Genomic DNA, 13,371 nt, shown 5'->3' on the forward strand with positions numbered 1-13,371 from the left:
GTTCTCGCTGCTCAGGTTCGCGGAAGAGGAACTGCCGAACATAGGGAGGATTTGAGACGTTGAACGTCTCAAATCCTCCCCACTCGACTGCCAGCCGCGAGGTCTGCGGGGTGGCACGTGCTTGATCAACGGAGGATCGGGGACGTTGAGTGTCCCCGATCCTCCGTTGATCAAGCACCAAGACCGGAGCGACCCCTCGACGATGAAGGAATCGGAACACTCAACGTCCCAAATCCTCCACACTCGAACGTGCCACGGTGAGAGTCCGGTGTCATCGAACTCCGAGACGGGAGCGACCTCTCGACTACCGCACCACACCTTCGCCCTGGTCACGCGTAGGTAGGCAATGACCGGTCCGTTCTAACCATCCTTACCACTCACGAGGCCGGTCTACTGGTCCCGCCGGAAAAGCTTGTTCCCCAGCCACACGATGGGGTCGTACTTCCGGTCCGCGACGCGTTCCTTCATCGGGATCAGCGCGTTGTCGGTGATGTGGATGCCCTCCGGGCACACGTCCGAGCAGCACTTGGTGATGTTGCAGTAGCCGAGCCCGTGTTCTTCCTGCGCCTCGTCACGCCGGTCGGCGACGTCGAGGGGATGCATCTCGAGTTCGGCGATGCGCATCAGGTACCGAGGCCCGGCGAAGGACTCCTTGTTCTCCTCGTGGTCACGCACCACGTGGCAGGTGTTCTGGCACAGGAAGCACTCGATGCACTTGCGGAACTCCTGCGAGCGCTCCACGTCGATCTGCTGCATCCGGTACTCCCCCGGCTTCAGCTCCGGGGGCGGGGTGAACGACGGGATCTCCCGGGCCTTGGTGTAGTTGAACGACACGTCGGTCACCAGGTCGCGGATCACCGGGAACGTCCGCATCGGCGTCACGGTGATGACCTCGTCCTCGGTGAAGGTCGACATCCGGGTCATGCACAGCAGCCGCGGCTTGCCGTTGATCTCGGCCGAGCACGATCCGCATTTGCCCGCCTTGCAGTTCCACCGCACCGCCAGATCCGAGGCCTGGGTGGCCTGCAACCGGTGGATGATGTCGAGGACGACCTCGCCTTCGTTGACCTCGACGGTGTAGTCCTGCAGATCGCCGGAGTCCGCGTCGCCGCGCCAGACCCGGAAACTCGCCTTGTAGCTCATGCCGGACCCCCGGGGTGCGAAGTCAGTTCTTCGTCGGTGTAGTACTTCCCGAGCTCGGACAGTTCGAACAGCTCCAGCAGGTCCTGCCGCAGCGGGGTCTGTGCCTTGACCTCGATGCCGATCTCCGGCACCACCGGGTTGTCACCGGGTGCGGCCGAGCAGACCAGGAGTTTGTTGCGCCACTGGGCGTCCATGCCCGGGTGGTCGTCGCGTGTGTGCCCGCCGCGGCTTTCGGTCCGCAGCAGCGCGGCCCGCGCCACGCATTCGCTGACCATCAGCATGTTCCGCAGGTCGACGGCGAGGTGCCAGCCGGGGTTGAACTGCCGGTGCCCTTCGACGGTGACCCGCTTGATCCGCTCGCGCAGTTCCCCGAGCTTCTCCAGCGCCCGCTCGATCTCCTCCGACTTGCGGATGATGCCGACCAGATCGTTCATCGACTGCTGCAGTTCGGTGTGCAGGCTGTACGGGTTCTCCTCGACGCCGTCGCCCGGCGGGTCGAACGGCGCGAGCGCCATCGCCGCAGCTGCGTCCACATCGGACTGATCGACCTTGGGGCGATCCTTCAGGTCCGCGACGTAGGACGCGGCACCGAGTCCCGCGCGGCGGCCGAAGACGAGCAGATCCGAAAGCGAGTTCCCGCCGAGCCGGTTCGACCCGTGCATCCCGCCCGAGCACTCGCCCGCGGCGAACAGCCCCGGCACGCTCGACGACGCGGTGTCCGGGTCGACCTCGATCCCGCCCATCACGTAGTGACAGGTCGGGCCGACCTCCATCGGTTCCTTCGTGATGTCGACGTCGGCGAGTTCCTTGAACTGGTGGTACATCGACGGCAGCCGTTTGCGGATCTCCTCCGCGGGCAGCCTGCTGGCGATGTCGAGGAAGACCCCGCCGTGCGGCGATCCCCGGCCCGCCTTGACCTCGGAGTTGATCGCGCGCGCCACTTCGTCGCGTGGCAGCAGGTCCGGGGTGCGCCGGTTCTTCTCCTGGTCGGTGTACCAGCGATCGGCTTCGTCCTCGCTGTCCGCGTACTGCCCCTTGAACACGTCGGGGACGTACTCGAACATGAACCGTTTGTCCTCGGTGTTCTTGAGGACACCACCGTCGCCGCGGACGCCTTCGGTGACGAGGATCCCCTTCACACTCGGCGGCCAGACCATGCCCGTCGGGTGGAACTGGACGAACTCCATGTTGATGAGCGTCGCCCCGGCCCGCAGCGCCAGCGCGTGCCCGTCACCGGTGTACTCCCACGAGTTCGAGGTGACCTTGAACGACTTCCCGATACCGCCGGTGGCCAGCACCACCGCCGGCGTCTCGAACAGGATGAACCGGCCGCTCTCGCGCCAGTACCCGAAAGCGCCCGAGATCCGGCCGTCCTCGGTCAACAGCTCGGTGATCGTGCATTCGGCGAAGACCTTGATCCTCGCCTCGTAGTCGCCGGTCTCTTTGAAGTCCTCTTGTTGCAGCGAAACGATCTTCTGCTGCATCGTGCGGATCAGTTCGAGCCCGGTACGGTCGCCGACGTGCGCGAGCCGCGGGTACGTGTGCCCGCCGAAGTTGCGCTGGCTGATCCGGCCGTCGGCGGTGCGGTCGAACAGCGCGCCGTAGGTCTCCAGTTCCCAGACCCGGTCCGGCGCCTCCCTGGCGTGGAGTTCGGCCATCCGCCAGTTGTTGAGGAACTTCCCACCACGCATGGTGTCGCGGAAGTGCACCTGCCAGTTGTCGTTCGAGTTCGCGTTGCCCATCGACGCCGCGCAGCCGCCTTCGGCCATCACCGTGTGCGCCTTGCCGAACAGCGATTTGCACACCACCGCGACGCTGAAGCCGCGTTCACGGGCCTCGATGACCGCGCGGAGACCGGCACCGCCGGCACCGATCACCACCACGTCGTAGTTGAGCCGTTCGACCTCGGTCATAGAAAGAGCCACCTCAAAGCTTGTCGCCGGGGACGGGAGATTCCCTCGCCGCTAGTTGATGAACCGCAGATCCGAGATCGCACCGCTGGCCACGAGCATCACGTAGAGGTCGGTCAGCACGAGCGTGCCGAGCGTCGTCCACGCGAGCGCCATGTGCCGGGTGTTGAGCTTCGTGATCTGCGTCCAGATCCAGTAGCGGACCGGATGTTTCGAGAAGTGCTTGAGCCTGCCGCCGGTCACGTGACGGCACGAGTGACACGACAACGTGTACGCCCACAACAGGATCACGTTGCCGGTCAGCACGATGTTGCCGAGCCCGAAACCGAACCCGCCGTCGGGGCCGTGGAACGCGGTGATCGCGTCGTAGGTGTTGACCAGCGAGACGACCACGGCCACGTAGAAGAAGTAGCGATGGACGTTCTGGATGATCAGCGGCAACCGGGTCTCACCGGTGTATTTCGCGTGCGGTTCGGCGACCGCGCAGGCGGGCGGCGAGAACCAGACGGCCCGGTAGTAGGCCTTGCGGTAGTAGTAGCAGGTCAGCCGGAAGCCGAGCAGGAACGGCAGGACCAGGAAGCCGAGCGGGATGAAGCCCGGCAGTTCGCCGAACCAGGCCCCGAAGTGCCGGGAGCCTTCGACGCAGGATTCCGAGACGCAGGGCGAATAGAACGGCGTCAGGTAGTGGTATTCGGGCACCCAATAGGCGGTGCGCACGAAGGCCCTGATCGTCGCGTAGATGATGAAGGTGGAGAGGCCGAGGACGGTCAGCAGCGGGGAGAGCCACCACCGGTCGGTGCGCAGCGTTCGTTCGGCGATCCGGGCCCGCGACGGCGCGCGGACCCCCGTACCCCGTCCGGCCTCTTTGCCGGCGGGGGCGCTCACCGCTGGTCGCGCTTGTAGCCGCCGACGCCTTCGTCATCGGCGCCGTGCCAGAGCGCCGGGTCGTAGGGCGTGTCGGGTATCTGGACACGGTCGGCGGCCTTCGCTTGCGCGGGTACCGCGTTCGGGGTCGTGTCGAGATCGGTCGCGTCGATGTCGAGTCGCTCCACGTCGTTCGCCAGGCGTTGTACCGCCGACGCGTCGCCGTATCGGGACCGCAGCGCGCCGACGCACTGCCTCAGCTGACCGATGGCTCGCCGAAGCTCGGCGATCTCTGTGGTGGACATCGGTACCTCCCGATGGTCGGTTCGGTTGGCCGCTTGAGCCTGAGAGGGCAAGCGATCCTCGCCATCCCGACTCTGCCGCGCGTTGTGCAATGTGACAAGTAGCACAGTAGAACCCAGTGGCGTGACGGAGGTCACGCGAGTCGATCTTCTGTATCGATTTTGATTCGGGCTTTCCCCTGGGTTACTGTGGCCACTGTCACGACCCAGCGGCGCCAGCGTTGCCGTCCCGCGGACCACCACGACCTGTGATCCGGAGCCGGACAATGAGCACCGCCCCGAACGTCCACCCCATCATCGCCGAAGTCACCGAGCGCGTCGCCGCCCGCAGCGCCGAAACCCGCGCCGCGTATCTCGAGCGCGTCACCGCCGCCCACGAAGAAGGTCCCGTACGGCGCGGACTCGACTGCAGCAACCTCGCCCACGGCTTCGCCGCGATGGAAGGTGTCGACAAGGCGGCACTGCGCGCCGCGCGGGCGCCGGGCGTCGCGATCGTCTCGTCCTACAACGACATGCTTTCGGCGCACCAGCCGATGCAGGAGTACCCCGCCATGCTGAAGGGGTCGGTCCGCCAGGCGGGCGGGGTGGCCCAGTTCGCCGGCGGCGTGCCCGCGATGTGCGACGGCGTCACGCAGGGCCGCCCGGGCATGGAGCTGTCGCTGTTCAGCCGCGAGGTGATCGCGATGTCGACCGCGATCGCGCTGTCCCACGACATGTTCGACGCGGCGCTGCTGCTCGGCGTCTGCGACAAGATCGTGCCGGGCCTGCTCATCGGCGCGCTGTCCTTCGGGCACCTCCCGGCGATCCTGGTGCCCGCCGGGCCGATGAACTCGGGCCTGCCGAACAAGGAGAAGGCGCGCGTGCGCCAGCTCTACGCCGAGGGCAAGGCGACCCGCGAAGACCTGCTGGACGCCGAAGCGGCTTCGTACCACTCGGCGGGCACCTGCACCTTCTACGGCACGGCGAACTCGAACCAGATGGTCGTCGAGGTGATGGGCCTGCACCTGCCGGGCGCCAGCTTCGTGCAGCCGAACTCGCCGCTGCGGCGCGTCCTCACCGAAGAGGCCGGGCGGCGTGTGGTGAAGCTTTCGCGCGGCGAGGAGTACACGCCCGTCTCGCGGGTGATCGACGAGAAGGCCGTCGTCAACGGCGTCATCGCGCTGCTCGCCACGGGCGGCTCGACCAACCACACGATGCACCTCGTCGCGATCGCGGCGGCCGCGGGCATCCAGCTGACCTGGGACGACTTCTCCGACCTGTCGTCGGTGATCCCGCTGCTGGCGCGCGTGTACCCGAACGGAAGCGCGGACATCAACCACTTCCACGCCGCCGGGGGCATCCAGTTCCTGGTCGGCACGCTGCTCGACGCGGGCCTGCTGCACGAAGACGTCCAGACCGTCGCCGGGCCGGGACTGCACCGCTACCGGCAGGAGCCGATCCTGTCCGAGGGCGAGCTCGTCTGGCGCGACGTGCCGACGCGCAGCCTCGACGAAGACGTCCTGCGCCCCGCGTGGCGGCCGTTCGCCGCCGACGGCGGGCTGCGGATGGTCGCGGGCAACCTCGGCCGCGCGGTGATCAAGGTGTCGGCGGTGGCCCCGGAGCACCGGGTCGTCCAGGCCCCGGCGCGGGTGTTCACCGACCAGAAGTCCTTCAAGGACGCTTTCGAGGCCGGCGAGCTGGACCGCGACGTCGTCGTGGTCATCCGGCAGCAGGGCCCGCAGGCCAACGGGATGCCGGAACTGCACGGGCTCACCCCCGCGCTGGGGGTGCTGATGGACCGCGGGCACCAGGTGGCGTTGCTCACCGACGGCCGGATGTCCGGCGCGTCCGGCAAGATCCCGGCGGCGATCCAGGTGACCCCGGAAGCCGCTGTGGGCGGCCCTATCGCGCGCATCGCCGACGGCGACGTCGTCCGTCTCGACGCCAAGGCCGGGACGCTGGACGTCTTCGTGGGTGACGAAGAACTCGCCCGCCGTGAACTGGTGGACTCCCCGCCTTCGGAGGCATCCTGGACCGGCACCGGCCGGGAGCTGTTCGCGGCGCTGCGCCGCGCGGTCGGCCCCGCCGATCAGGGCGCGAGCGTGTTCGGACCGCTCACGCCGGAACACTTCGGCGCTCCGGCGCACACGTTGACCCCTGTGGAGGTAACCCAGTGACCACCGGCGCCGACCTGCTCGGCCTGTCCCCCGTGATGCCCGTCGTCGTCCTCGACGACGCCGCCGACGCGGTCCCCACCGCGCGGGCACTGCTCGCGGGCGGGATCGGCGTGATCGAGCTGACCCTGCGCACCCCGGCGGCACTCGCCTCGATCGAGCGGATCGCCGCGGAGGTCCCGGAGATCGTCATCGGTGCCGGCACGGTCACCGCCCCGGAGCACGCCAAGCAGGCCGCCGACGCCGGTGCGAAGTTCCTGGTGACCCCGGGCTGCACGGACTCGGTCCTGGACGCCGCCTTCGACACCGGCCTGCCGTTCCTGCCGGGCGCGAGCACGGTGTCCGAGGCGATGCGGCTGGCCGAACGCGGGCTGACCGCGCTGAAGTTCTTCCCCGCCGAGGCCAGCGGCGGCGTGGCGTACCTGAAGTCGATCGGCGGGCCCTTGCCCGGGCTGCGCTTCTGCCCGACCGGCGGGATCACCGTGAAGACCGCGCCGGACTACCTCGCACTGTCCAATGTGGGCTGCATCGGTGGTTCGTGGCTGACGCCGAAGGACGCGTTGGCGGCCAAGGACTTCGGGAAGATCGAGGCCTTCGCGGCGGAGGCTTCGAAGCTCTGATGCGTAGGGTGAAGGCCGCTTTCGCGAAGGCGGCCTTCACCGTTCTCAGAGTGGGATCTGGTACTGGATGAAGCCCCGGTTGATCGCGACCTGGTCGTACAGCCGTCGCGCGGTGGCGTTGGATTCCTTGGTGTGCCAGTAAACTCGCTCGCAGTCACGGTCACGGGCCCAGTCCGCGACGGCTTCGATCAAGGCCCGCGCGACCCCTTTGCCACGGGCTTCCGGCGCGGTGAACAGGTCTTGCAGGTAACAGACGTCGGTGAGCGCGGAAGTGCTGGGATGCACCAGAAAGTGCACGATTCCGACGAGCTTCCCGTCCAGGCGGGCACCGAGCGCGTGCATCCGCCGTCCCTCACGGAACTCGTGCCAGGCACGGTCGTAGACCTCTTGGGGCGCAACGCGTTCGTAGAAGGCGATGTAGGCGCGGAAGAGATTCTCCCAGGCTTCGCGGTCTTCGGGTTGCGGCGGCGCGATGGTGATCATGGTGTCCTCCCGGTGATCACCCGAGCCTAGGTGCCGGTCGCCGGGCCGTGAGTGGCCAATCGCGCGGTAAAGCGAGCTGCCACTCACGACCCGGTTCAGCTCACCGCCTGCTTCACCAGGGCCGCGACGCGCTCCTCCACCTCGGCGGTGACCTCGGTCAGCGCGAAGGCTGTCGCCCACATCTCACCGTCGTCCAACCGGGCCTCTTCGTTGAAGCCGAGCGTCGCGTAGCGCGTCTTGAACTTGGACGCTCCCTGGAAGAAACAGACGATCTTGCCGTCCAGCGCGTAGGCGGGCTGGCCGTACCAGAGCTTCGGCGCGAGCATCGGGGCGTTGGCCTTCACGATGGCGTGGACCCGCTCGGCCAGCACGCGGTCTTCGTCGGGCATCTCGGCGATCTTCGCGACCACGTCCTGCTCCGCCGCCGCCGCTTTGTCGGCGCTCGAACCGCGACGCGCGGCCTTCTTCATGTCCTGGGCGTGTTCCTTCATCGCGGCCTTTTCTTCGGCCGTGAATCCTTCGTACGTGGTGCTCATGGCGTTTTCTCCCTGGTAGGCGGCGAGCGGGGGCATCCGGTAGTGGCACATCAGGACTGGGCGGCGAGCGCGGAGGTCTCCCAGGCGAAACCGTCCAGGTCGGTGAACGGAGCGGCGCCGCAGATCGCGATACGGTGCGAGCCGGTGCCTTCGGGAGACACGCCCGCATCCTTGGCCAAGGCCTTGCGCCGGTACAGCGCCAGCTTGACCGGGCTCGCCCCGGATTCGAACTCGACGTACACGCGGCCAAAGCTCTTCCCGACGGTGAAGCCGTTTTCGACGTAGAACTTCTTGCTCGCGGCCACGTCGGCGACGCCCAGCAGCAGCACGATGCCGTCGATCTCCCGGGTGGCCGGACCGGCGTTCTTCTTCGCGGAGGTGGCGATCTTCCAGATCGCGCCGTCCGGGGCCTGGACGACGCCTCCGTAGCCCCACATCGACTTCGTGGCGGGCTTGAGGACGGTCGCTCCGGCCGCGACGGCGGCGTCGATGAGAGCGTCGGCGTTGGCGGGCTGGGAAACCACGAGGGAAAGGGTGTAGCCGCGGAAGCCGATGGTCGGCTCTTGCGCGGCCCGCAGGCGCAGCTGGGTGTCGAGCCCGAAAGCGGCGGTGTAGAAGCGTTCGGCGGCCTCGGTGTCGGCCACTTCGAGGGTCACGGCGTCGATGAAGTTCATGCCGGTAACGCTATTTCTCAGCGGGCGTCCGGTGCTTCTCGATTCCTGATCGGTCGTATCGACGCAGGTCAGAGCTTTCCGCGGACAGCAAAACACCGGCCGGCGGGCAACGGGCCCGCTCGGCCGGTGAGCAGCTCAAGTGTGGGGTGACGCAGGATCTCAGTCGAGGGCGGCGTCGTCCAGGAGTGCCGCTTCGGCGCCGAACTCGCGGAGTTCGTCACGGATCACGGTGTAGGCCAGCCCCTGGGGATAGCCCTTGCGGGCGAGGAAGCCCAGCAGGCGGCGGATCGCCGTCTGCTCGTCGACGTTGCCCAAGGAGCGCATGCGCTTCCGTACCAGCTCTCGGGCGCGCTGCTCCTCTGCCTCTCGGTCCACCTCGTCGGCGGCCTGGACGGCGATATCCCCATCGATTCCTTTGCGTTTGAGTTCGGTCACGAGAGCGTTCCGCGACAGGCCCATGTTGGCATGCCGGGAACGAACCCACATTTCGGCGAACTCGGCGTCGTTGATGAGCCCTGCCTGGTCCAGCTTACCGAGCAGGGTCTCCGTCGTCTCCTCGTCGAAGCCTTTGCGCTTCAACGCCTGACGAAGTTCATCCGTGGAACGCGGGCGCGCGGCCAGGAGATCGAAGCAGATCTCCTTGGCCTTCTTCCTCCGCTCGTCCGGCGGCAGCTCCGCCGGATCCACCTTGGGCGCACGCATTCAGCTCTCACTCCAGTCGCAAGTCATCCACCCGGCACGACCACGGCCGGGGTCCAGGGGCTCCTAGAAGTCGACCGGCGCGGGAGCGGCTTCGGCGTCGACGACGGCGCCGATACCGAGCTTCTCCTTGATGCGCTTCTCGACCTCGTTGGCGATGTCCGGGTTCTCGAGCAGGAACTTGCGCGCGTTCTCCTTGCCCTGGCCCAGCTGATCGCCCTCGTAGGTGTACCAGGCGCCGGACTTGCGCAGGATGCCCTGGTCGACACCCATGTCGATCAGCGAGCCCTCGCGCGAAATGCCCTTGCCGTACAAGATGTCGAACTCGGCCTGCTTGAAGGGCGGCGCGACCTTGTTCTTCACGACCTTGACGCGGGTGCGGTTACCGACGGGCTCGCCGCCGTCCTTCAGCGTCTCGATGCGGCGGACGTCCAGCCGGACCGACGCGTAGAACTTCAGCGCCTTACCACCGGTGGTGGTCTCCGGGGAGCCGAACATGACGCCGATCTTCTCGCGCAGCTGGTTGATGAAGATCGCGGTGGTGCCGGAGTTGCTCATCGCACCGGTCATCTTCCGCAGCGCCTGGCTCATCAGCCGGGCCTGGAGACCGACGTGGCTGTCACCCATCTCGCCCTCGATCTCGGCGCGCGGCACGAGCGCGGCGACCGAGTCGATGACCAGGATGTCGAGCGCGCCGGAGCGGATCAGCATGTCCGCGATCTCGAGCGCCTGCTCACCGGTGTCCGGCTGGGAGACCAGCAGCGCGTCGGTGTCGACGCCGAGCTTCTGGGCGTAATCCGGGTCCAGCGCGTGCTCCGCGTCGATGAACGCGGCGATGCCGCCGTTCCGCTGCGCGTTGGCGACCGCGTGCAGCGCGACGGTGGTCTTACCGGAGGACTCCGGACCATAGATCTCGATGACCCGGCCGCGGGGCAGGCCACCGATCCCGAGCGCGACGTCGAGGGCGATGGCACCGGTGGGGATGACCTCGATCGGCACACGGCCCTCTTCGCCGAGGCGCATGACCGAGCCCTTGCCGTACTGCTTGTCGATCTGGGCGAGGGCCAGTTCGAGCGCCTTGTCCTTGTCGGGTGCTGCTGGTGCCATGGAGTCCACCTCGTTGGTTGAGCCGGTAAGGCTTGTTTCAGTTCTGAGCTGTCGGGTCCGACGCTACGGGCGACCACCGACAATTCCAGGCCTCGCGCCCAAGCTGTGGATCGCTGACCCCGTTGTGGACAACACCCTAGACGAACGTGTGTTCGACCCCGTGGCCGACACGCCGTCGCGCTAGAGTTCTTGCCCTTTCACCGAGGTCAGCGCCGCTCCTGCGGGACCTCGAAGGCGTTGCAGACCGCCCGCCAGACGTCCTTGGCCGAGGTTCCCGCGGCGAGGGCCTGTTCGACGGTCCGGCCCCCGAGTTCACCGAAGACGTGATCCCTGGAAAGGGTTTCCGCACGTCCGGGACCGAATTCGTCGGCCATCAGCCGCCGGAAGACCGTGATACGCATCGGGCGGAGTCTAGCCCGGGCTCCGGCTCGAAACGCGTGAAGCCCCCTTGGTCGCCGGCAGTGGGGCGCTTGGGGTCGTGAGTGGCCAGGACGGTTGGTGGACCCGTGTTTGCCTGCTCACTGGATCCCGATGCCATCTCGGTGGGCTTGTTCTGGTTGCTGACGTGGGCGAGCGGGAAGGATTGGGGACGTTCAACGTCCCCAATCCTCCGTTGATCAAGCCCAAGAGACCGGAACACACCTCGACGATGAAGGATTTGGGACACTCGACGTCCCGATTCCTTCACGCTCGACCGCGCCGCCGCTGCCACTTCGCATGTGCGCTGGTCAGGTGTGGGTAGGCAAATACCGGTCCGTTCTAGCCACTCACGAGCCCCACTACGCTCTGGCACCTTGGTCGCCTGCAGTACGTGAAGGCCCAGCTACTCCCCCGGCTGGACGCTCTTTTCGAAGTAGTCGGCCAGTTCACCCGGCGTCGGGGTCTGTCCTTCGGCCGGGACCTGGTAGATGAAGCCGACCAGCGGCCGGTCGGTCACGGTGAACACCAGGACGGCCGCGTTCCGCCCGGCGGCCGAGGAGTACTGGCCTTCGAGGGCGTTGCCCGCCCACTTGGCCTCGGTGCGGTCGCCGCCCGCCGACTTGAGCAGTCCGTCGGTGTAGGCCTTGAGCTTCTCCGCGGAGTCGCTCTGCAGGTAGGTCACCTGGGTCCCGGCGCGCCCCGGCGCGGAACAGGTCGAGGTCATGCCGAGGTTCTCCGCCGGTTTCGCCGGTCCGTTGCCCATCCCGGGCTTGCAGTCGCCGGTGTCGGCGATCTTCCCGGCGAGCTGGCGCAGGCAGCCGGTGAGGCCCTTGTCGTCGGCCGTGCCGGCTGTCTTGCACTCGTCGGCGGTGTAGGTCGTCGCCGACGAGGCCGTCAGGAAGTACACGAGCCCGGCGGCGATCAGCACGACGACCGCCGCGATGGCGCCGATGACGAGCGGCTTCTTCTTGCTCGCGGGCGCCTTGTCGGCGGGGGTCTGCCCGGCCAGGGAGTACGTCGGGAAGTTCGTCGGCGCGGGCTGCTGCACCTGCTGCGGGCCGCTGTTGGGGTAGCCCGACTGCGGGAAACCGCCGGACTGGCCGGGTCCGTTCTGGTAGCCGGGGATCGACGCGACCTGCTGCGGCGGCGCGTACGGGCCCGAAACGCCGGGGCCGACCTGGTGCGCGCCGGTTCCCGCCGCGACCTGCCCTTCGACGCCCTGCGTACGCGTGCTGATCCCGTCGGAGGCGACGTGCTGTGCGCCGAGCGCGACAGCGGTCTCGGGCTGGTCGAGGCTGCCGGGGACGACGCCGAGTTTCTCCGCGATCAGGCTGCCGACCAGCGGAAGCCTGCTCGAACCGCCGACGAGGTAGATGCCGGCGAGCCGGTCCGGGGTCATCCCGGCGGAGCGGACCACCCGCGCCATCAGCTCGACACTGCGCAGCATCGACGGCCGCACCAGCGCTTCGAGTTCGCCTCGCGTCACGAGGACGTCCTCGAACGGCTCCGGCATCGGGACCTCGGTCTGCGGGTGCCGTGAGAGGGCCTCCTTCGCCGCCTTCACGTCCTCCTGCAGCGCGCGTCGCGTACGACGGTCCGGAGTGGACTCGGGCCGCAGGACCCGCTGCCAGCGCTGGGGATCCTTGTGCGAGACCTCACGACCGACGTGCACCAGGAGCGCCTGGTCGACGTCGAGGCCGCCGAGGTCGGGAAGGCCGTCTTCGGCGACGACGGTGAAGCCGCCGTTGGGGGTCGCGCCGACGATGGCGACGTCGAAGGTGCCGGCGCCGAGGTCGTACACGGCGAGCGCCTGCCCCGGCGCGAGCGTCTTGCCGGGGAACGACGCGAAGTGCGCGGCCGCGGCGACCGGCTCGGGGACGAGCACCAGGTTGCCGCCCATCCCGGCCAGCCGGGCGGCGGACAGGAGCACGTTGCGGCGGGTCTGGCCCCACTGCGCGGGGTGGGTGAGCCGGACCTCGTCGGGCAGTTCGCCGCCGAGCTGGCGGGTGGTCTCGTCGAGGACGCGGCGCAGGATCGCGGCCAGCACCTCGGTGACGGGGATGACGTCGGTGCCCAGCAGGAGCGTCTGCTCGTCGATGCGGCGCTTGGGGTTGGGCTCGAAGCGGGTCGGGTCGAGGCGGGCGCGGCGTTCGGCGTCGCGGCCGACCATGATCGTGCCGTCTTCGGTGGCGAACACCGCGGACGGCATGTTGGCCGAGCCGTCGACCTCGACCACCCGCGGCGGCCTCCCGTGCGCCGAAAGCACGGCCACGGTGTTGGACGTCCCGAGGTCCACCGACAGGATCCGCACAGCTCATACCCCTTCAACAGACGAACGGCGGCCGCCCCAGTACCGATCCGGCCGCGCTGGCCGTGATGCTCCCATGAGCGAGGTCACCGTACGTGCGGAACCCGCCGAACTCGTCCCCGTCCGGGTGCCGTGTCACAGCCCTCGGAGCG

The 13,371-nt window shown here is 68.0% G+C and carries 13 protein-coding genes; 2 read left to right on the forward strand and 11 right to left on the reverse strand.

Annotated elements, in window-relative coordinates:
• Nucleotides 1-390: 390 nt before the first annotated feature.
• The 4 genes from ACLJRM_RS33750 to ACLJRM_RS33765 are packed head-to-tail and all read right to left on the reverse strand — an operon-like array spanning nt 391 to nt 4,222.
• Nucleotides 391-1,143 carry a succinate dehydrogenase/fumarate reductase iron-sulfur subunit gene (locus tag ACLJRM_RS33750; protein ID WP_101606386.1) on the reverse strand — a complete coding sequence of 251 codons (753 nt, stop codon included), beginning with the start codon at nt 1,141-1,143 and terminating at the stop codon, nt 391-393.
• Nucleotides 1,140-3,056, reverse strand: coding sequence for a fumarate reductase/succinate dehydrogenase flavoprotein subunit (locus tag ACLJRM_RS33755; protein ID WP_410665407.1), 1,917 nt, complete (start codon nt 3,054-3,056; stop codon nt 1,140-1,142). The genes ACLJRM_RS33750 and ACLJRM_RS33755 overlap by 4 nt, the downstream gene beginning before the upstream one ends.
• A 51-nt stretch (nt 3,057-3,107) precedes the next feature.
• Complete coding sequence (locus tag ACLJRM_RS33760) at nt 3,108-3,938, reverse strand: hypothetical protein (RefSeq protein ID WP_101606384.1); 831 nt, start codon at nt 3,936-3,938, stop codon at nt 3,108-3,110.
• Entirely contained in the window at nt 3,935-4,222 is a 288-nt protein-coding gene (locus ACLJRM_RS33765) for a hypothetical protein (RefSeq protein WP_101606383.1), read from the reverse strand. Before ACLJRM_RS33765 ends, ACLJRM_RS33760 begins: the two co-directional genes overlap by 4 nt.
• A 263-nt stretch (nt 4,223-4,485) precedes the next feature.
• On the opposite strand from ACLJRM_RS33765, the gene edd reads away from it, so the two are divergent.
• Together edd and eda are read left to right on the forward strand one after the other, a co-directional pair.
• Nucleotides 4,486-6,375, forward strand: coding sequence for a phosphogluconate dehydratase (gene edd, locus ACLJRM_RS33770; protein WP_410665408.1), 1,890 nt, complete (start codon nt 4,486-4,488; stop codon nt 6,373-6,375).
• On the forward strand, nt 6,372-6,992 hold the full coding sequence (gene eda / locus ACLJRM_RS33775) for a bifunctional 4-hydroxy-2-oxoglutarate aldolase/2-dehydro-3-deoxy-phosphogluconate aldolase (protein ID WP_005164729.1): 621 nt from the start codon (nt 6,372-6,374) through the stop codon (nt 6,990-6,992). Before edd ends, eda begins: the two co-directional genes overlap by 4 nt.
• A 45-nt stretch (nt 6,993-7,037) precedes the next feature.
• On the opposite strand, the gene ACLJRM_RS33780 is transcribed toward eda, so the two are convergent.
• The 7 genes from ACLJRM_RS33780 to ACLJRM_RS33810 form a co-directional block, all read right to left on the reverse strand.
• A complete protein-coding gene (locus tag ACLJRM_RS33780) occupies nt 7,038-7,475 on the reverse strand; it encodes a GNAT family N-acetyltransferase (protein ID WP_410665409.1) in 438 nt (145 codons plus the stop codon).
• 95 nt (nt 7,476-7,570) lie between these two features.
• Nucleotides 7,571-8,011, reverse strand: coding sequence for an iron chaperone (locus tag ACLJRM_RS33785; RefSeq protein WP_101613036.1), 441 nt, complete (start codon nt 8,009-8,011; stop codon nt 7,571-7,573).
• A 50-nt stretch (nt 8,012-8,061) separates the two neighbouring features.
• Nucleotides 8,062-8,685, reverse strand: a complete 624-nt coding sequence (locus ACLJRM_RS33790; protein WP_410665410.1) for a glyoxalase — start codon at nt 8,683-8,685, stop codon at nt 8,062-8,064.
• Nucleotides 8,686-8,844: 159 nt separating this feature from the next.
• Nucleotides 8,845-9,372 (reverse strand): regulatory protein RecX, encoded by a 528-nt coding sequence (locus ACLJRM_RS33795; RefSeq protein ID WP_174720528.1) that lies wholly within the window; start codon nt 9,370-9,372, stop codon nt 8,845-8,847.
• Between the two features lie 78 nt (nt 9,373-9,450).
• On the reverse strand, nt 9,451-10,491 hold the full coding sequence (recA, locus tag ACLJRM_RS33800) for a recombinase RecA (RefSeq protein ID WP_101606377.1): 1,041 nt from the start codon (nt 10,489-10,491) through the stop codon (nt 9,451-9,453).
• Between the two features lie 206 nt (nt 10,492-10,697).
• The gene (locus tag ACLJRM_RS33805) at nt 10,698-10,892 is read right to left on the reverse strand and encodes a DUF3046 domain-containing protein (RefSeq protein ID WP_101606376.1); all 195 of its coding nucleotides are present in this window, start codon (nt 10,890-10,892) and stop codon (nt 10,698-10,700) included.
• A 422-nt stretch (nt 10,893-11,314) separates the two neighbouring features.
• Nucleotides 11,315-13,222, reverse strand: a complete 1,908-nt coding sequence (locus ACLJRM_RS33810; RefSeq protein WP_410665411.1) for an Hsp70 family protein — start codon at nt 13,220-13,222, stop codon at nt 11,315-11,317.
• Nucleotides 13,223-13,371: the final 149 nt, after the last annotated feature.

Origin of the sequence: Amycolatopsis sp. lyj-84, assembly GCF_046549075.1 — a bacterium.
GTDB lineage: Bacteria > Actinomycetota > Actinomycetes > Mycobacteriales > Pseudonocardiaceae > Amycolatopsis.

Excerpts from the sequence above, each read along its gene's own strand:
- ACLJRM_RS33765 (WP_101606383.1), bottom strand. The coding sequence starts at position 4,222 with ATGTCCACCACAGAGATCGCCGAGCTTCGGCGAGCCATCGGTCAGCTG.
- ACLJRM_RS33790 (WP_410665410.1), bottom strand. The coding sequence starts at position 8,685 with ATGAACTTCATCGACGCCGTGACCCTCGAAGTGGCCGACACCGAGGCC.
- edd (WP_410665408.1), top strand. The coding sequence starts at position 4,486 with ATGAGCACCGCCCCGAACGTCCACCCCATCATCGCCGAAGTCACCGAG.
- ACLJRM_RS33780 (WP_410665409.1), bottom strand. The coding sequence starts at position 7,475 with ATGATCACCATCGCGCCGCCGCAACCCGAAGACCGCGAAGCCTGGGAG.
- ACLJRM_RS33755 (WP_410665407.1), bottom strand. The coding sequence starts at position 3,056 with ATGACCGAGGTCGAACGGCTCAACTACGACGTGGTGGTGATCGGTGCC.
- ACLJRM_RS33805 (WP_101606376.1), bottom strand. The coding sequence starts at position 10,892 with ATGCGTATCACGGTCTTCCGGCGGCTGATGGCCGACGAATTCGGTCCC.
- ACLJRM_RS33750 (WP_101606386.1), bottom strand. The coding sequence starts at position 1,143 with ATGAGCTACAAGGCGAGTTTCCGGGTCTGGCGCGGCGACGCGGACTCC.
- recA (WP_101606377.1), bottom strand. The coding sequence starts at position 10,491 with ATGGCACCAGCAGCACCCGACAAGGACAAGGCGCTCGAACTGGCCCTC.
- ACLJRM_RS33785 (WP_101613036.1), bottom strand. The coding sequence starts at position 8,011 with ATGAGCACCACGTACGAAGGATTCACGGCCGAAGAAAAGGCCGCGATG.